The organism is Rhodanobacter geophilus (assembly GCF_040812275.1).
In the GTDB taxonomy this organism is placed as follows: Bacteria; Pseudomonadota; Gammaproteobacteria; order Xanthomonadales; family Rhodanobacteraceae; genus Rhodanobacter_A; species Rhodanobacter_A geophilus.
This window is the reverse complement of sequence record NZ_JBFOHL010000017.1, coordinates 44,642-62,058: the sequence shown is the minus strand read 5'-3', so window position 1 is coordinate 62,058 and position 17,417 is coordinate 44,642. Positions and strand designations below refer to the sequence as shown.

General features: G+C 65.4%; 14 protein-coding genes and 1 pseudogene. 6 read left to right on the top strand and 9 right to left on the bottom strand.

Going from position 1 to position 17,417, the window contains the following annotated elements:
- Positions 1-433 precede the first annotated feature (433 nt).
- The 3 genes from ABQJ56_RS15790 to ABQJ56_RS15780 all read left to right on the top strand — a co-directional run bounded on the left by ABQJ56_RS15790 (position 434) and on the right by ABQJ56_RS15780 (position 3,085).
- Positions 434-1,474 carry a DNA-binding protein gene (locus ABQJ56_RS15790; protein WP_367845976.1) on the top strand — a complete coding sequence of 347 codons (1,041 nt, stop codon included), beginning with the start codon at positions 434-436 and terminating at the stop codon, positions 1,472-1,474.
- A 27-nt stretch (positions 1,475-1,501) separates the two neighbouring features.
- Positions 1,502-1,882, top strand: coding sequence for a hypothetical protein (locus ABQJ56_RS15785; protein ID WP_367845975.1), 381 nt, complete (start codon positions 1,502-1,504; stop codon positions 1,880-1,882).
- Between the two features lie 390 nt (positions 1,883-2,272).
- Positions 2,273-3,085 carry a hypothetical protein gene (locus tag ABQJ56_RS15780; protein ID WP_367845974.1) on the top strand — a complete coding sequence of 271 codons (813 nt, stop codon included), beginning with the start codon at positions 2,273-2,275 and terminating at the stop codon, positions 3,083-3,085.
- Positions 3,086-3,736: 651 nt separating this feature from the next.
- Here ABQJ56_RS15780 and ABQJ56_RS15775 read toward each other — a convergent pair.
- Both ABQJ56_RS15775 and ABQJ56_RS15770 read right to left on the bottom strand, forming a co-directional pair.
- Positions 3,737-3,890 (bottom strand): annotated as a pseudogene (locus ABQJ56_RS15775) (transposase); the annotation flags it as partial.
- A 67-nt stretch (positions 3,891-3,957) separates the two neighbouring features.
- A complete protein-coding gene (locus ABQJ56_RS15770) occupies positions 3,958-4,920 on the bottom strand; it encodes a YncE family protein (protein WP_367845973.1) in 963 nt (320 codons plus the stop codon).
- A 446-nt stretch (positions 4,921-5,366) separates the two neighbouring features.
- On the opposite strand from ABQJ56_RS15770, the gene ABQJ56_RS15765 reads away from it, so the two are divergent.
- Positions 5,367-7,280: an ABC transporter ATP-binding protein gene (locus ABQJ56_RS15765; RefSeq protein WP_367845972.1), complete on the top strand. Its 1,914-nt coding sequence runs from the start codon at positions 5,367-5,369 to the stop codon at positions 7,278-7,280.
- Between the two features lie 124 nt (positions 7,281-7,404).
- Complete coding sequence (locus tag ABQJ56_RS15760; RefSeq protein ID WP_437343443.1) at positions 7,405-7,566, top strand: hypothetical protein; 162 nt, start codon at positions 7,405-7,407, stop codon at positions 7,564-7,566.
- Positions 7,567-7,894: 328 nt separating this feature from the next.
- On the opposite strand, the gene zipA is transcribed toward ABQJ56_RS15760, so the two are convergent.
- From zipA to ABQJ56_RS15740, 4 genes are all read right to left on the bottom strand, one after another.
- Complete coding sequence (gene zipA / locus ABQJ56_RS15755; RefSeq protein WP_367845971.1) at positions 7,895-8,893, bottom strand: cell division protein ZipA; 999 nt, start codon at positions 8,891-8,893, stop codon at positions 7,895-7,897.
- 104 nt (positions 8,894-8,997) lie between these two features.
- Positions 8,998-12,507 carry a chromosome segregation protein SMC gene (gene smc / locus ABQJ56_RS15750; protein WP_367845970.1) on the bottom strand — a complete coding sequence of 1,170 codons (3,510 nt, stop codon included), beginning with the start codon at positions 12,505-12,507 and terminating at the stop codon, positions 8,998-9,000.
- A gap of 142 nt (positions 12,508-12,649) precedes the next feature.
- Complete coding sequence (locus ABQJ56_RS15745; RefSeq protein WP_367845969.1) at positions 12,650-12,901, bottom strand: BolA family protein; 252 nt, start codon at positions 12,899-12,901, stop codon at positions 12,650-12,652.
- Positions 12,898-13,197: a YciI family protein gene (locus ABQJ56_RS15740; RefSeq protein WP_367845968.1), complete on the bottom strand. Its 300-nt coding sequence runs from the start codon at positions 13,195-13,197 to the stop codon at positions 12,898-12,900. The genes ABQJ56_RS15745 and ABQJ56_RS15740 overlap by 4 nt, the downstream gene beginning before the upstream one ends.
- Positions 13,198-13,333: 136 nt before the next feature.
- Between ABQJ56_RS15740 and yidC the strand changes: the two genes are divergently transcribed.
- On the top strand, positions 13,334-13,969 hold the full coding sequence (gene yidC / locus ABQJ56_RS15735) for a membrane protein insertase YidC (RefSeq protein WP_367845967.1): 636 nt from the start codon (positions 13,334-13,336) through the stop codon (positions 13,967-13,969).
- 58 nt (positions 13,970-14,027) lie between these two features.
- On the opposite strand, the gene lysS is transcribed toward yidC, so the two are convergent.
- The 3 genes from lysS to prfB all read right to left on the bottom strand — a co-directional run bounded on the left by lysS (position 14,028) and on the right by prfB (position 17,340).
- A complete protein-coding gene (gene lysS / locus ABQJ56_RS15730) occupies positions 14,028-15,548 on the bottom strand; it encodes a lysine--tRNA ligase (RefSeq protein ID WP_367845966.1) in 1,521 nt (506 codons plus the stop codon).
- A 237-nt stretch (positions 15,549-15,785) separates the two neighbouring features.
- Positions 15,786-16,100, bottom strand: a complete 315-nt coding sequence (locus ABQJ56_RS15725) for a hypothetical protein (protein WP_367845965.1) — start codon at positions 16,098-16,100, stop codon at positions 15,786-15,788.
- 114 nt (positions 16,101-16,214) lie between these two features.
- A protein-coding gene (gene prfB, locus ABQJ56_RS15720; protein ID WP_367845964.1) for a peptide chain release factor 2 occupies positions 16,215-17,340 on the bottom strand; the annotation gives its coding sequence in 2 pieces (ribosomal slippage) (positions 16,215-17,264 and positions 17,266-17,340; 1,125 coding nt in all).
- Positions 17,341-17,417: the final 77 nt, after the last annotated feature.

The following is a 17,417-nucleotide window of genomic DNA, read 5'->3' as shown; positions in this document are numbered from 1 at the left end:
CGCCGCGGTGCTCCTGCACCATACGCACCGCTCGCTCGCGGACCTCAGGGGAAAACTTCGTGGACTTGTTCATGGCTCCATTCTCTCAAGAGTGGGAGCCTCCACCGAACCCGGGGCGGTTCAGAAGTGATGTATGCGCGGCCGGGCGAGCAGCGCGAGGGCTTGAAAGTGGCTTGGCACCCGCGCATGGGTGCCAAGCGCCTTAGCTTCTCCCGCTTTGGCGACTGAAGGCCTATAGCCCGGAAACGGCATTTCGTACTGCTGCCAGCGGCAAATCCATCCTGCCGGAGGTATAGGGCGGGATAATTCAACATTATCACGCGTTACTTCCATCACCATCAAGACTGAACGAACGCTGTTGTGTATTATGTAATTACATGGTATGTAATACATTACGTTATTCATCGGAGACCCACCTATGGCTCGCGCAGGCTTGTACAAGACCGAGGTCCAGAAGGCCCGCGATAGCTTGATCGCCCAGGGCAAGCACCCCTCGGTCGATGCCGTCCGCGTCGCACTCGGCAACACCGGCTCCAAGAGCACCATCCATCGCTACCTCAAAGAGCTGGAAGCCGACGGGTCCACGTCACCCGCGACCGGTGCCGCCATCAGTGACGCGCTGCAGGCGCTGGTGGCCCAGTTGGCGGCACGGCTCCAGGAAGAGGCCGATGTCCGGATCGCGGAAGCCCAGGCGCGGTGCGATGCAGCCGTTCAGAAGGCGGCGGACGCGCTGGCCGCGCAGGAACGTGAGGGCCGGGCCTTGAGCGATCGCCTGCAACGCGCGGAGACCGCACTGCAAGAAGAGACGCGCTTGCACCAAGAGGCGATGGGACAGCTGCAGGAGCGGATCATGGCCATCCGGACGTTGGAAGAGCGCGGTGCCGGGCTGGAGGCTCGCCTGGCCGACCAGGACACCCACATCCAGTCGTTGGAGCAAAAGCATACCCAAGCGCGCGAGGCACTCGAACATTTCCGACAGTCGGCGAAGGAGCAGCGAGACGCGGAATCGCGCCGCCACGAACAGCAGGTGCAGCAGCTGCAGGTCGAGCTTCGGCAGGCGAATGACTTGGTGACCACCAAGAATCACGAGACCATGCAGCTCAACCGTGACAATGCCCGTCTCACCGAACTTCACGGCCAAACTGAGAACACACTGCGGACACTGCGGCGTGAGTACGAGCAGGTCGCCAAGGTGGCCAAAGAGGTGCCTGATCTGAAACGGCAGAACGAAACGTTCGGCCAGCAGCGCATCCAAGCAACCAACGAGCGGGACCATTTCCGAGCTGAGGCGGAGCGATACGCGGCGGAACTGGCGGCGGAGCGGCAGGCGCGCCTAGTAGAGATAGAGGAACAGAGTCGTCGTGAAGCCCGACTACAAGCGATTGAGGAACTGCTGGTCCAGCTTAAGCCCAAGGATCCGGCGGCGGAGACACCGAAGGGCGAAGGCGCGATAGCCGGCGAATCTCAATCCTAAAAATCATTTACAAACGGCAACTTAGAAGTGAAATTGCCGGTTTTTGTACGAATCCCTGCCGACCCTCTTGAGGATCGCGCCCATCAGGAGGTCGATCGGTTACGGCAGGAAGCCAAGCAGTGGCAGCAGCGCCTCGAGGCCGCCGAACGGACGCATCGAGAGGCGCAGGCCATCTACCAGGCAGACCAAAACTCTCTACGGGAACAGTTGCGCACCGTTGAGCAAACTGAGGCGCGTTACGCAGGTCAGGTCGTTGCTCTGGAAAAGGCGCTGGCTGAAGCACATTCAGCTCCCGCGCTGAAGCGAAAGGCATCAGCTAGAGGCGCGCTCAAACGCGATCGCAGGAAAAACACTGGAGCTCGTTTACGCCCGTCGCAGCCTCACGGCACGAATGACCCCAAAAAATAGCGACACGGTTAGCTGGGTGACATGGTTAAGTGGTCAGGCTACGGCGCTATCTCAAAGCAGATCGTGGCTTGACCGTTTCTCAAACCGAGCCTTAGGGGTACCGCATACCCCGTTTGATCGCGTACGGGGAGCAATGCAGTAAGAAGGTGACACGGTTACGCGGAGTGACATGGTTTAGTGGGTCAGTGACAGGGTTAACTGGGTGACGACAAGAGGTGAGACGTGCCACGTCCGGGGCCGTCGCCTGTGTTTAATTTGACATAATATACATTATGCGCAGGGACGGTAAGTTTTTAAGTGTTGCGCGGTTGCGGGTCAGTTGGCGTGATTTGGCGCAACGCCTAGCATGATTTATGGTATAGATCGCTCGACTTCCAGGAGCGCTCGTCCATGGTCTTCCAGGTCCGGCTCCCGGAAATTCCGCAGTGTCTGCGTGGTACGTTGTTGGTGGACGGTTGCGGGCTGCCGCGGTACTGGGCCACCGTCTGGGCGCAGCTCGCGTTGCCGGATCTGGCCGAATTGACGCGATTGGGCAAACTGCACGCGATTGAGCGGCTGTATGCCTATGCCGACGAGCTGTTCGGTGCTGGCGCCTTGGACGACGCATTGGCCAGCCTGGACGAGGCGCGTTTGGGCACGCTCCTTGAGGGCTGGTTCGTCACGATTCGCAATCAACCCCAGATTACGAGTTCTGATCAGAAACGTTGGCGCTCCGGTCTGGACTTCGTCGTGACGGTGACGACTTGGCTCGGTCAAGGGACGCGGCATGAAAACCGGTTGGCTCGGCTCGACGCGCGCTGGCAACGGTTGAACCTGCTGTACGGCCAGCTGCAGATCCAGCGCCCCCATCGCACCAACATTCTTCGCGCGTTACCGGCCGTGGTCGTTGAAGCGATGTACGCGCTTCTGGATCCCGAGTCCGACACGAACCCTTTCAAGGGTGTACGCACGCGTTGGCGCGTCTTTACCGCGTTTGTGTTGATGTTGCACCAAGGGTTGCGCCGAGGTGAATTGCTGCTGCTGAACGCGAATGCCATCAAGTCTGGCCTTGATATGCGGCAGCAGCGCCGGCGCTACTGGCTCAACGTCAGCGAACAAGGGCGCGTCGACACCGATTTCCGCTACTCCCGGCCGGGGATCAAGACGGCCGATTCGATCCGGCAGGTTCCCGTCAGCGAACTGACCGCGAAGCGTGGCGCATAGGCATGGTGAGATCGCCGATGCGTGATGAAGAACTCCCACGACGCCCCTCGCTACCGTGGCTAGAGACGTGGGATGCAAGCTTCGAGGGTACTTCTAGGGCAGTGCTCTCCCACCGGCCGACCGTTTGGCAGCGGAAACGCAACACTCAGGAAGAATGAGCCGCAACGCTGACGGTGGGGTGTTGCGCAGGGATCGTCCATCCAACAGCGAAGGAAGTCGGCCTTTCGCGCTTCGACCTCCCGAGCCGGCGTCTTATTTGGTCAACTTTTTCGTTATCGCCGCTTAGACGCGTCATCTTTTGACAAGTGCGCTTCCGGCCATGACGATGCGCGAGACGTACACTGATGTTTTACAAGCAAAAAACCTCGGTAACCGAGAGATGACCGAATCTGCTAAATGACGACATTTGGCCCGTAACCCTGTCATCTCGCTTTACCTCGTCACTTTCAACCTGGATAAGCGCTTTTCGCTGATGTTCTCCGCAGAGAAACCTCTACACCCACGGCACCAACCCTCCGCAAATGGCGCACACAAACCTCGGCATTGGAGAAAGCAGCGCAGACGAACCTCTACAGTGAGGAATTCAGCGCAGAGAACCTTACGCAGTGGAGAACGTGCGGCAGTAAGCGCTACGACGGGCGCTCGAGGTCCTTCGCCGAACACGTGTCGCTCCATGCCGTGCAGCAGGTGCTGCGACCTCCGTAACGTCCGCCACGTTCGCCGTCGTGTTCACCACGGCATGCACCAGCCCCGTGCGTTCGTCCACGCCGATGTGCGCCTTCATCCCGAAGTACCACTGCTGGCCCTACCATCGATAAGCAGCAGCCACCCGCATCGCCCAAACACGGAAGAAGTCATCTGACGCGTAACGCTCATGGTCGGCTGAACACCACGCCGTGAGGCATGGCGCTGCCGTGCCAGCTGCCCGGCGGCGCATGCGAGAGGTCAATCGTCATGGCCGGTTCGAGCTGCAGTGTGCCGGTGCGACGGTCGACGCGGGCAAAGCGCACCCGAGTGGCGAGCGCGCCATACCCGGTGATGGCCAGGCGATCGCCGCCCGGCTCGAGCGCCAGCCAGTGCGGGTACTCATCCGGCGGCAGCAGGATGCGGCTGACCTCGCGCGGATGCTCCGGATCGTGCACGTCCAGACTCACGATCGCGTGACCGCTTTGCATGGTTTCCACCAGGAAGTCTCCCGCCACCACCGGCACCTCGCACATCCGATAACCGAGGTCGTAGACATGCTGCAGCGTCGGCTGCGCGACGGCGGGATGCTTGAGCAGGAACAGTCCGCAGTTGAAGGTCGGCACCAGCACGGTCTTGCCGTCGGCCAGCACGCGCGGTTCGGAGGAATCGGCCGCCGTGTCGTAGATCCAGTCCGGCTCGTGTGGCAATGGCAACGTCTGCAACAGCTTCAGGTCGGACAGCCGCCAGACCTGCACCACGTGGCTCACCTGTGCGCCCATCATGTCCGCGCTGCCGGTGACCACCCGGTCGGCCGACGCCACCACGGCGAGACTGTAGGGACGCACGTTTGGATGCCCTGGCACCCGGGCCGACGCGCTGCGCACCACGCGCCCTTGGGGATCGAACTCCACCAGACCGCCCGCCGCATGGTTGAAGCCGCCGGAATACTGGAACGTGGCCAGCGTGTTGCCGTCCGCGAGCGTCACGAACGAGTGCGGATAGCTCAGGTCGCCCACGCTGCCCAGGCTGCGGGCCAGCCGCGGGTGCTTCGGCTGGCGGAGGTCGAACACGTCGGTGCGGTTCGCCAGCCAGTCGTTGGCATAGAGCATGTCGTCGCCCGGTTCGGCGTAGTTGGTGTGATGGGCCATCGCGGCAGGCCCGGCCGGCACCATCGCCACGAACCGGCCGCACGAACAGGTAGTGACTGGGTGGCGAGGCCGCCAGCACCGCCAGCGGCGTGGCCAGTAGCGCGCACAGCAGACCGCAGAATATCGTCTTCATCAGGATCCGCCCCCCTCGCGAATGTGCGGCGAGACTACTCCAGGGAAAAGAGCGCCGCCAAACTCACCGGGCGGCCTCGCTTTCCGACGCCTCAGGCGACGTGCCGCCACGCCCTTTCCCTGTCGGCAAGACATGACGGTGCGAGCAACCACATCCTAGGGGGCGGGTAACCGGGTACCGGGGAGACGACGTCAGATCAAACACCTATTGCTTCCTGCCTCCCAATAACTCAAGCCAACCCGGAGACAAACCCGACTGCAAGCTCTTCAGCATGTTGCCAGGCTGTGGCCCTACCGCGCGTTCAATCCCTAGCTTGCCTGAGGCGACACGGCCCCCATCTCGAGAGCTTCGCGCCCCGTCACGCGCTTCACGACACCTCCCTGTGCCGCCTCACGCAGCCCCTCCCGCTCCACCGAAAGAACTCGCACGCAGTTTTCTGGGCGTGTTCCGGTACAGCGGGCGTGCGCTGGAGCTGGTCTGGAGCACCAGCCGCACGCTGACCATTGCGCTGGCCCTGCTCACTCTCATCGCCGGCCTGCTACCGGCTGGCATTGCCTACGTCGGCGCGCACATCGTCGACGCCGTGCTCGGTGCCAGCAAGCTGTGGGCGGTCCACGGAACAGCCCCGCTGCGATCGGTATTCGAATGGGTAGTGCAGGAGGGCGTGCTGGTGGCGGTGATGGCCGGTGCACAGCGCGGCCTGTCGTTGTGCCAGTCGCTGTTGCGTGCGCAACTGGGCCAGCGCGTCAATGTGTTGATCCTGGAAAAGGCGCTGACGCTCGAACTGGCGCACTTCGAAGATTCGGAGTTCTACGACAAGCTCACCCGCGCGCGACGCGAGGCGTCGAGTCGGCCGCTGTCACTGATCACTCGAACATTCGGCCTGGGCCAGAACGCGGTCTCGCTGCTCAGCTACGGCAGCCTGCTGTTTCAGTTTTCGCCATGGGCGGTAGCGGTACTGCTACTGGCCGGCTTGCCGTCATTCTTCGCCGAGACGAAATTCTCCGGCGACGCGTTCCGGCTGTTCCGCTGGCGCTCTCCGGAAACACGCATGCAGCTGTATCTGGAAACCGTGCTGGCGCGTGAGGACCACGCCAAGGAAGTGAAGCTGTTTGGCCTTGGCCCCTTGTTCCTGCAGCGTTACCGCGACATCTTCCACATGTTGTATCGCGCCGATCGCGAGCTGGCCGTGCGTCGCGACAGTTGGGGCTTCGGCCTGGGCCTGCTCGGCACGTTGGCGCTCTACGGCGCCTACGCATGGATCGCCGCCAGCACCGCGATGGCGCGCATCACCCTGGGCCAGATGACGATGTATCTGTCGCTGTTCCGCCAGGGCCAGTCAGCGGTGTCGGCGATGCTGTCGGCGATCGGCGGCATGTACGAAGACAACCTCTACCTGTCCACGCTGTACGAGTACCTGGAAACGCCCGTGCCCGCAGCCACCGGCACCGAGCGGCATGGCGCCACACCAGAGGACGGCATCCGCTTCGAGCGGGTCAGTTTCACCTACCCCGGCGCGGGCGAACCGGCATTGCGCGACATCGACCTGCATATCCGTCCCGGCGAATCATTGGCCCTGGTAGGCCAGAACGGTTCGGGCAAGACCACCCTGATCAAGCTGCTCACGCGCCTGTACTCGCCTGACAGTGGCCGCATCCTGCTCGACGGCACCGATCTGCGCGAGTGGGATGAATCCGTCCTGCTGCAGCGCATCGGGGTGATCTTCCAGGACTTCGCCCGCTATCAGATGCGCGTGGGTGAGAACGTCGGGGCCGGCGATGTCACTCATTTCAATGACGAAGCGCGCTGGCGCGAAGCCAGCGACAAGGGCATGGCCAGCGACTTCATCGACAGCCTGCCGGCCGGCTTCGAGACGCCACTGGGCAAATGGTTCAACGACGGGCGGGAGCTGTCCGGCGGCCAATGGCAGAAGATCGCCCTGGCCCGCGCTTTCATGCGCTCACGCGCCGACATCCTGGTGCTCGATGAACCCACCGCCGCGATGGACGCGCAAGCCGAAGCGACCATATTCGAACACTTCCGCGAACTCTCCGGCGGCCGTATCGCCATCCTCATATCGCACCGCTTCTCCACCGTGCGCATGGCCGACCAGATCATCGTGATCCATGACGGGCGCATCATCGAGCGAGGCAATCATGCGCAGTTGATGGCCGAGGATGGCCAATACGCACATTTGTTCTCGTTGCAGGCGCAGGGATATCGGTGAGGATGTTCTGCGCTCCACGCAATACATCGACTCGGAAAAGCACCAACATGCCGGCCCCTTGAGTGCCGATCATGGTCGATCAGCATTTCGTCCGTTGAGCCCACGCAAGCACGATGTACTCGACATGCTGCTTGGCCACCTGTTGGTCAACTACCAGAAGCCGGGGGACCTGGTCGGCGAGAGCGGCCTGCTCAGGCACCTGATTAAGCTGCTGGTTGAGAAGACCCTGGATGCGGAGATGGCCGAACACCTCGGTCAGGAGAGAGAGTCGCGAGCCGGTGGCTGACGCCAACGGCAGCACCCGCAACGACCGCAGCCACAGGGCCTGTCGGGCTAGCTATCCGCGTCGTTAACCAGGTCGCTTTTCCAGGAAAGTCCGTGTATCGGCGTCGCCTTCTGAGCGGGAAATACCAGCCCAGGCTTCCGGTGTGTGGCAACCAATTGAATCCTTGGCGGATTCATAGCCAGCTGCGAGGTGGCACGGTTAAGGGGATGACGACATCCATCGCGGAACATTGCGTGCGGCACCTGGCTGTCGTCAACGACTGGACTCGACTCGATCGGCAGCTTCGCCTGTTCTGACCGGCGGTCGTGGCCGCGCGGGCTTCGGGCGCTCAGCGCCCGAAGTGGATTTCCTCGCCTTCGTGGTCGCGGTCCCAGCCGCGCAGTTCGTCGCGGATGTGGGCGATGCGTTGCCTGCCGAGTGCATTGCGCTCCTCGTCCAGCACCTGGCCGTCCAGCAGCTCGGCCATGCGTTGCGCCGTGGGCAGCATGGTGTCCCACGCATCCAGCGCGGACAACGGTGCGGGCAGCGTCATGAAGAAACTGAGGCCTGGCGTGCGCAGCGCGTCGAGCCGGGACAGGTCGAAGCTGCCGGGCTTGAGCATGTTGGCGACGCTGAAGATGGGGCCGAGTTCGCGCTTGCCGTCGACGAGGCGGTGATAGATGCCCATGTCGCCGAATTCGAGGCCGGCCTTCTCGGCGGCCACGATCAGGTCGGAACCGTTGAAGTGGCTGCCTTCGCGCGCCATCACGAACAGGGTGACGATGCGTTCCACCGCGACCTGCGGCGGCCGGCGGCCGAGATCGGAACGCGGTGGCACGCGGGATGCCTGTGGCGCCGGCGCAGCTGCGGCCGGCGCGGGTGCCGCTGCCGCTGCCGCTGCCGGGTTCGGCACCGGGGGGACCGGCGTCGCTGCCGACGGGGACGCCGATGGCGCGCGCAGCGCGTCGACGATCGAGGCGGCCTGCCCCGCCAGCTTGTTGCGCGACAGCGGCGCGTTGCGTTCGCCGGCGAGCGTGGCACCGAGGCGTTCGAGTTCCTCGCGCAGGCCGACATCCAGCTCGCCCTGCTGCGGCGGCGGCTCATCGCTCAGCGCATGGTCGGTGGCGCTGAAGGACAGCCCGTCCTCGTCGCCGGGTTCGCCCAGCGTGGGCTCGCGGCGTTCGCCGCCCTGCGCGCCCTGCCCGGTTGGCGTCCGTCGCCTGCCCTGCTGCTCCTTCTTCGGCTGGCCGAACAGCCAGATCAGCGCGAGCACCACCACGCCGACGATCAGCAGCGGTATGCCGACCGCCGGATTCCAGGCAAGGGCAAGCACGGGTTGCAGCGTCATCATCGGTTCCTCGTGTAGCTCGGGCAGCGCCTGCGGGCAGCTTCCGAATCCGTGAGTCCGGCGGCGCCGGACCGTTCCTCGGTTCACGCGAAGGCGCAGGCGCCTCAGGCGGTCCCCGCCAGTTTAGCCGCTTCGGCCAGGTCCACCTGCACCAGGCGCGACACGCCGGGCTCGCGCATGGTCACGCCGCACAGCTGGCTGGCCGCTTCCATGGTGGCCTTGTTGTGGCTGATGAAGATGAACTGCACCCGTTCGCTCATCTCGCGCACCATGCTGGAGAAACGGCCCACGTTGGCCTCGTCCAGCGGCGCGTCCACCTCGTCGAGCAGGCAGAACGGCGCGGGGTTCAGGTTGAAGATGGCGAACACCAGCGCCACCGCGGTGAGCGCCTTCTCGCCGCCGGAGAGCAGCGAGATGTTGGACGGGCGCTTGCCGGGCGGGCGCGCCATGATCGCCACGCCGGTGTCGAGCAGGTCGTCGCCGGTGAGTTCGAGGTAGGCGTGGCCGCCGCCGAACAGGCGCGGGAACAGTTCCTGCACGCCCGCGTTGACCTTGTCGAAGGTTTCCTTGAAGCGCGCGCGCGTCTCGCGGTCGATCTTCTTGATCGCGCCTTCCAGCGTTTCCATCGCGCTGGTGAGGTCGGCGAGCTGGTTGTCGAGGTAGGTCTTGCGCTCGCTCTGCTCGGCGTGTTCCTGGATCGCGGCGAGGTTGACCGGCTCCAGCCGCGCGATCTTCTGGGCGAGCTCGGCCAGCTGCTGCTTCCATTGCGAGGCGTCCACGTCCTCGGCCAGTTCGGCGAGCAGGGTTTCCAGTTCGAGGCCGGAGGCGGCGATCGCCTCGGCCAGCTGCTCGGCGCGCAGTTGCAGCGCCTGCGCGGCGAGGCGCTTCTCGGACAGGCTTTCGCGCAGCGTGGCCAGGCCCTGTTCGGCAAGGTGGCGGCGCTGCTCCAGCTGGCGGAAGGCGATGTCGCATTCCTCCAGCGCGCGGCGCGCTTCCACCAGTTGCTTGTCCACCAGCAGGCGCTGGTCGAGGTAGGTCTGCCGTTCGGCTTCGAGTTCGGCGATGGGATCGGAGCCGGCGGCAAGCTGCTCGGCGATCTCGCCGCGGCGCGCCTCGATCTGGCGCAACTGGTTTTCCATGCGCGCCAGCGACTGCTCCAGCGAAGTGAGCGAGGAGCGCTTGGACTCCAGCGCCAGCGCCAGCGCATGCGCCTGGTCGGCCGCCTCGCGCGCGTTCATGCGCGCTTCCTCGCGCGCTTCCAGCAAGGCACGGCGCTCGTTCTCCAGCTCGCGGCGCTGGTCTTCGAGGTCGCCCATGTGGCCGACCGATTCGTCCAGCCGTGCGCGCGCTTCGCGCGTCTGCGTCTGCAACTCGTCGAGCTGCTCGACCAGGGCGGACAGTTCGCCGGCCACCTTCTCGCCGCGGGCGCGGGCGGTTTCCAGCTTGCCGCGATGGCTCTGCAACTGGCCGGCGAGTTCGCTCTGGCGGCGATGCGCGTTGTACAGCTCGCGCTGGGTGTCGTCGCGCGCTCGCTCGGCCTCGAACTTGCGCGTGCGCAGGTCGTCGAGTTGCGCCGTGCATTCCTCGATGCGGGCCTCCAGTGCGGCGACCTGCTCGGCCAGCGTGCGGATCTCGCGCTCGCGCGCCAGCACACCCACCTGGTTGCCCTGTGCACGACGCACGCGCGCCCAGCCCGGACCCAGCCATTCGCCGCCGCGGGTGATCACCGACTGGTACGGCGCCAGTGCGGACAGGCCGCTTACGCGCTGGTGGGCTTCGTCCAGCGAGTCTGCCACCAGTACGTGACCGAGGATGGCGATGGCCGCCGCCGGGCCGCGCACGTGCGCGGCCAGCGTGCCGGCCGTGTTGGCGCCACCTTCGGCGGCATCGAGCAGCGCGACGTCGGCGTTTTCCAGCGCGCTGAAATCCGCGGCCAGCGCGTGCGAACCCTCCACCAGCACACTGTCGATGAAGCCGGAGAGCACGGTCTCCACCGCGGTTTCCCAGCCGGCTTCCACCTGCAGCGTCTCGCCCAGGCGGGGCGACTTGTCCAGGCCCAGGCGGGCGAGCCACTGGCTGGCGGCATTCTCTTCCTGGCCCAGGGCGGCGTGCTGCAGGGCTTCCAGCGAGGAGTGCCGGCCGCGCGCGGCCTGCAATTGCGAACGTGCCTCGTTGAGCGTGGACTGCAGCTGGCGTTCCTCGTCCAGCACCTTCTCGTGGGTGGTCTTGTGCTGGTCGAGCAGGCTGCCCAGTGCTTCCACCTTCTCGCGCTGGGTGTCGTGCTCCTGGTGCATCTGCTCGGCGGCGGCATCCAGCGCGGCGAGGTCGGTGGCCTTCTGTTCGGCCTCCAGCGCCTCGCGGCGCCGGGCAAGGTCGATCGCCTGGCGGTCGAGGTAGTTGAGCTTGGTGCGCTCCACTTCGGCGGCGCGGTTGGATTCGCCGGCGGTGCGGGTGTGCGTGTCCCAGCGCTGTTGCCAGTCGGCAAGTTTCGTCTCGGCGCTGCGCTGGGCCTCGGCGGTGTCGTCCTGCATCTGCTGCAGGGCTTCGAGTTTCGGTTCGCCCTCGGCCAGCGCCATGCGCAGCGTTTCGACCTGCGCGCGGTCGCCGGCGATGTGCTCGGCCAGCTCGGCGTGCTCGCGCTCGGCCTCGCCCTGCGCGCGCTGCAGGCGCTCGGCGGTTTCCTTGTTGTGGCGCACCTGCTGCTCGACGCGGGCGATCTCGGCGCCGACCTTGTAGACCTCGGCCTGCACCGAGTTCAGGTGCTCGCCGGCCTCGATGTGGCGCTCGCGCATGGCCTCGATCTGCGCCTCGATCTCGCGCTGGCCGGCCAGCTGCCTCTCGATCTCGATCTCGGCGGCGGACAGCCCCGCCCCTTCGCCGTCGTGCTGGCCCTTCAGCGCGCGGTATTCCAGCGCGCGCAGTTCGGCCTGCTTGCGGGTTTCCTCTTCCTTGTAGGCTTTCCAGCGCTCGGCGGCGCGGGCCTGGCGGTTCAGGTGTTCGAGCTGCTTGTCCACCTCGTCGCGCACGTCCTTCACGCGGTCGAGATTCTCGCGGGTGGACTTGATGCGGCTCTCGGTTTCCTTGCGGCGCTCCTTGTACTTGGAGATGCCGGCGGCTTCCTCCAGGTGCGTGCGCAATTCCTCGGGATGCGCCTCGATGATCTGCGAGATCATGCCCTGCTCGATGATCGAATAGCTGCGCGGACCCAGGCCGGTGCCCAGGAACAGGTCGGTGATGTCGCGCCGGCGGCAGCGCGCGCCGTTGAGGAAATAGAAGGATTGCCCGTCGCGCGTCACCTGGCGCTTCACCGAGATCTCGGCGTACTGGCCGTACTCGCCCTGTACCGTGCCGTCGGCGTTGTCGAAGATCAGCTCGACGGTGGCCTGCCCCACCGGCTTGCGCGAGGTGGAGCCGGAGAAGATCACGTCGGTGAGCGAGTCGCCACGCAGGCGGCTGGCCGCGCTCTCGCCCATCACCCAGCGGATCGCGTCGATGATGTTGGACTTGCCGCAGCCGTTCGGACCCACCACGCCGGTCATGTTGGCCGGCAAGTGCAAGGTGGTCGGGTCGACGAAGGACTTGAAGCCGGCGAGTTTGATCGTGGTCAGGCGCATGCGGTCATCGCTGGGGAATCGGGAAAGGCCCGGACAAGCGGGCGATCAGGCACTGTGCCAAACGCGGGACGGTGCCGCAATGCATTTCTGCGTGATGTTTCACTGCAGAAAAGCATTTCACCTCATTGTTGTCAAAAGAATTTTACTTCGCGTCTATCGACAGTGCGTGGATCCCGCGGTTCATCAGGTCATCGAGTTCGGCATAGATCATCCGGTGGCGCTTGATCGGCAGCACGCCGGCGAACGCGGGACTGACGATGCGCACGTGGAAATGCCCCTTGCCCTCCCCCGCGTGGCCACGGTGCAGATGACCCTCGTCCACCACTTCCAGCTCGCTGGGCGAGAACGCGGCCGCGAGGCGCACGCGGATCTGCTCGGCCACCGTCTCGCTCATGGCAGGACCTTGCGGAATGGCTTGACGCTGACCTCGGCATAGACGCCGGCGGCCGCGTAGGGGTCGGCCTCGGCCCAGCGCTGTGCATGCTCCAGCGTGTGGAACTCGGCAACGATCAGGCTGCCGGTGAAACCGGCCGGCCCCGGATTTTCCGACTCGATCGCCGGGAACGGACCGGCCAGCAGCAGGCGCCCTTCTTCCTGCAGCTTGTTCAGCCGCTCCAGATGCTCGGGACGGGCGGCAAGACGCTGGTCCAGCGAACCGGGATGATCCTGGGCGATGATCGCGAACCACATGGGCAAGGCTCCGTTGCATTCGAAGCCGCAATTTTACCCGACTGTGCCGCCGATCATGCGCTTTGCCCACTTGAAGCGGCCGCGACCATGCCCACCTTGCTGTCGTCATCAACGATGCGGTTGGGGAGAGCACCTCATGTGGGCAATGTTCGTGGACGGGATTGCCGCGCTGCTGAACCAGCTGGCGGCATGGATGGACGGCAGCTATGGCCTCGCGGTGATCGCGTTGGCGCTGGCCGTGCGACTGGCGCTGCTGCCGATGACCCTGCATGCCGCCGAACAGGGCTGGCTGCGCCAGCGCAAGCTGGCAGCACTGAAGCCGCAACTGGAGCGCCTGCGCGAGCGCCATGCGAAGGATCCCGCGGCGCATGCCGTCGCCATGCAGTCCCTGTACCGCGAGCACGGCATCGCCAGCGGACTCGGCAGCGGCGTGCTCACCGCGCTGGTGCAGGCGCCGATGAGCGCGGGCATCTACGCGGCGATCCACCAAGGCGTGGCCAGCGTGGGTTCCTTCCTGTGGATACCGAAACTGGCGCGGCCCGACCTGTGGCTGGCCCTGCTGGTGGCGGTGCTCAGCATGGTCGCGATGCTGTTCAACCCGATGCTGCCCGAGCAGGCGCGCACCCTGCTGCACTGGCTGCCGGTGGCGATCTCGTTCTTCATGGTCTGGCACGTAGCCGCCGGGCTGGGACTGTACTGGCTGGGCTCGGGCAGCGTGACCGTGTTGCAGAACCTGTTGCTGCGGCAGCACGTCCGACGCCTGCCTGCCTGAAACGCGACGCTCGCAATTCCCTCTCCCCGAGCTTGCCCGGGGAGAGGGAATCCGAAGCTCAGGCCTCCGGCCGCATGTACGGGAACAGCAGCACGTCGCGGATCGAGGCGGAGCCGGTGAGCAGCATCACCAGGCGATCGATGCCGATGCCTAGGCCACCGGTGGGTGGCAGGCCCACTTCCAGCGCGCGGATGTAGTCGGCGTCGAAGTGCATGGCCTCGTCGTCGCCGGCGTCCTTTGCCTCCACCTGGGCCTTGAAGCGGGCGGCCTGGTCCTCCGGGTCGTTCAACTCGGAGAAGCCGTTCGCGAGTTCCTTGCCGTTGACGAACAGCTCGAAGCGGTCGGTGATGCCCTTGTCCGCATCGTTCTCGCGCGCCAGCGGCGACACCTCGACCGGGTGCTGGGTGATGAAGGTGGGCTGGATCAGGGTGTGCTCCACCGTCTTCTCGAAGATCTCCAGCAGCAGCTTGCCCCAGCCGTAGCCGTCCTTGACCTGCACGCCGAGGCGCTTCGCGTGCGCGGCCATCGCGGCACGGTCGCGCAGTTCCCCGCGCTTGATCTCCGGGTTGTGCTCCAGCACGGCGTCTTCCATCGTCCAGCGGCGGAAGGCCGGGCCGACGTCGATCCGCGCGCCGTCCCATTCCATTTGCGTGGTGCCCAGCACGTGCCTTGCGGTGTCGCGGATCACCGATTCGGTGAGGTCCATGATCTCGTTGTAGGTGGCGTAGGCCTGGTACAGCTCCAGCATGGTGAACTCGGGGTTGTGCCGGGTGGACACGCCCTCGTTGCGGAAGTTGCGGTTGATCTCGTACACGCGGTCGAAGCCGCCCACCACCAGGCGCTTCAGGTACAGCTCCGGCGCCACGCGCAGGTAGAGATCCATGTCCAGCGCGTTGTGGTGGGTGATGAAGGGCTTGGCCGTGGCGCCGCCGGGGATCACGTGCATCATCGGCGTCTCCACTTCCATGAAGCGGCGCGGCGCGGCCTCCAGCCACTGGCGGATGAAGCCGATGATGCGCGAGCGCTTCTGGAAGGTGTCGCGCGCTTCCTGGGTGACGATGAGGTCGACGTAGCGCTGGCGGTAGCGCTGCTCCACGTCGGCCATGCCGTGGTGCTTGTCCGGCAGCGGGCGCAGGCTCTTGGTGAGCAGGCGCAGTGCGTCCACCTTCACCGACAGCTCGCCGGTCTTGGTGCGCATCAGCACGCCTTCGGCGCCCACGATGTCGCCCATGTCCCAGCCCTTGAACGCCTCGTAGGCGTCGCCCACGGTGCCGGCGTGGATGAACAGCTGGATGCGGCCGCTCATGTCCTGGATCTGCGCGAAGCTGACCTTGCCCTGCACGCGCTTGAGCACGATGCGGCCGGCCACCTTCACGCGGCGCTGCGCGGCCTCGATCACTTCCGCGGTGTACTTGTCCTTGTCGGCGTATTCGTCCTGCAGGTCGCCGACGAAGCTGTCCGCCTTGAAGTCGTTCGGAAACGCGATGCCCTCCCCGCGCAATGCCGCAAGTTTCTCGCGGCGCTCGGCGATCAGCTTGTTCTCGTCGACGACGGGCTGGGTTTCGGTGGCTTCGCTCATGGGGTTTCCGTGGTGGCCGGCACGTTCATGCCTGCCGTTGCTGGGTTCTTTGGGGGATGACTCGAAACCTCCGTTCTCGCTGAGCGTAGCTTGCGACGGCAGGCGAAGTCGAAGCGCCAGACGGCGCGGCCCTTCGACTTCCGCGCTCCTCGGAGCGCGGCCATCCCTGGCCACTCCCCGCGTCGGCCCTGCGGGCCTGCGCTCAGGGTGAACGGGCTTGGGTATAGAACGAGGCGATCAATCGTCCTTGCCGAACACTTTCTTGGTCGCGTGCTTGGTGGCGTCCCAGCCTTCCTTCGCGCCGTGGCCGACGGCAACGCCGGCCTTCTTCGCGCCATGGCCGATGCCGGTGCCGGCCTCCTTGGCGCCGTGGCCAACCTTCTTCGCCACGTTGCGGGTGGCATGGCCCACGGCGCGGGCACCGCTGGCGACGCCGTGGCCGACGTCCTTCGCGCCCTGCTTGATGTCCTGGCCGGCGCTCTGCGCATTCGCGCCGAACGTCGCCAGTGCGGCACAGGCAAACACGATGCTGCAGATCTTCCTGGCATTCATGCTGGCTACCTCGTCAATGGTGGGATTCTCGGACGATTCTACGGGTCGCGGCTGAAGCCGCTCCTGCACGCCGAGGCCCCGTAGGAGCGGCTTCAGCCGCGATTCCGCGCCACATCAGGCATCGATGCGCTTGGCGCCCGCGTCCAGGCCGGACTTCAGGCTGGCCTCGATGAACTCGTCGAGGTCGCCGTCCAGCACCTTCTGCGTGTCGGAGCGCTCCACGCCGGTGCGCAGGTCCTTGATGCGACTCTGGTCGAGCACGTAGTTGCGGATCTGGCTGCCCCAGCCGATGTCGGACTTGGTCGCTTCCAGCGCGTCCTTCTCGGCGTTGCGCTTCTGCATCTCCAGCTCGTACAGCTTGGCGGCCAGCATCTTCATCGCGCGATCGCGGTTGGCGTGCTGGCTGCGCTCGGTCTGGCAGGCCACCACCACGCCGCTGGGCACGTGGGTGATGCGCACCGCGGACTCGGTCTTGTTGACGTGCTGGCCGCCGGCGCCGGACGAACGGTAGACGTCGGTCCTGAGGTCGGCCGGGTTGATCTCGATGTCGATGTCGTCGTCCACCTCGGGCGAGACGAACACGCTGGTGAAGCTGGTGTGGCGGCGGTTGTCGGAATCGAACGGCGACTTGCGCACCAGGCGGTGCACGCCGATCTCGGTCTTCAGCCAGCCGTAGGCGTAGTCGCCTTCCACGCGGAACGTGGCCGACTTGATGCCCGCCACTTCGCCGCCGGAGACTTCCAGCAGCTCGGTCTTCCAGCCGCGCGATTCGGCCCAGCGCAGGTACATGCGCAGCAGCATCTCGGCCCAGTCCTGCGCCTCGGTGCCGCCGGCACCGGCCTGGATGTCGACGAAGGCGTTGGTGGCGTCCATCTTGCCGGAGAACATGCGCTGGAATTCCAGCTTGCCGACCCGGGTCTCGAGCTTGGCGACGTCGCCGACGACCGAGGCGACGGTGTCCTCGTCGCCATCCGCGGCGGCCATCTCCACCAGTTCCTTCGCATCGGACAGGCCCGTGGTGAGCTCGTCGATGCCGGTGACCACGGTGTCCAGGCGGGCGCGTTCGCGGCCCAGCTCCTGCGCACGCGGCGGGTCGTCCCAGACGTTGGGATTTTCCAGCTCGCGGCTTACTTCTTCGAGGCGCTCGCGCTTGGTGGCGTAGTCAAAGATACCCCCTAAGCGACTCGACGCGGGCCGTGAGGTCCGCGATCTGCGCGAGGATCGGATTGGTCTCGATCATGGATGGTCGTGTCGTGCGAACGGATGGCCCGCCATGGTAGCAAAATTGCCGCACTGCGACAGACGCCGGGCGCACTG

Coding starts and splice junctions, on each gene's coding strand:
- ABQJ56_RS15760 (WP_437343443.1), top strand. CDS start 7,405: ATGCTGCTTGGCCACCTGTTGGTCAACTACCAGAAGCCGGGGGACCTG.
- ABQJ56_RS15725 (WP_367845965.1), bottom strand. CDS start 16,100: ATGAATGCCAGGAAGATCTGCAGCATCGTGTTTGCCTGTGCCGCACTG.
- ABQJ56_RS15740 (WP_367845968.1), bottom strand. CDS start 13,197: ATGTGGTTCGCGATCATCGCCCAGGATCATCCCGGTTCGCTGGACCAG.
- yidC (WP_367845967.1), top strand. CDS start 13,334: ATGTGGGCAATGTTCGTGGACGGGATTGCCGCGCTGCTGAACCAGCTG.
- ABQJ56_RS15745 (WP_367845969.1), bottom strand. CDS start 12,901: ATGAGCGAGACGGTGGCCGAGCAGATCCGCGTGCGCCTCGCGGCCGCG.
- lysS (WP_367845966.1), bottom strand. CDS start 15,548: ATGAGCGAAGCCACCGAAACCCAGCCCGTCGTCGACGAGAACAAGCTG.
- ABQJ56_RS15780 (WP_367845974.1), top strand. CDS start 2,273: ATGGTCTTCCAGGTCCGGCTCCCGGAAATTCCGCAGTGTCTGCGTGGT.
- zipA (WP_367845971.1), bottom strand. CDS start 8,893: ATGACGCTGCAACCCGTGCTTGCCCTTGCCTGGAATCCGGCGGTCGGC.
- ABQJ56_RS15770 (WP_367845973.1), bottom strand. CDS start 4,920: ATGGCCCATCACACCAACTACGCCGAACCGGGCGACGACATGCTCTAT.
- smc (WP_367845970.1), bottom strand. CDS start 12,507: ATGCGCCTGACCACGATCAAACTCGCCGGCTTCAAGTCCTTCGTCGAC.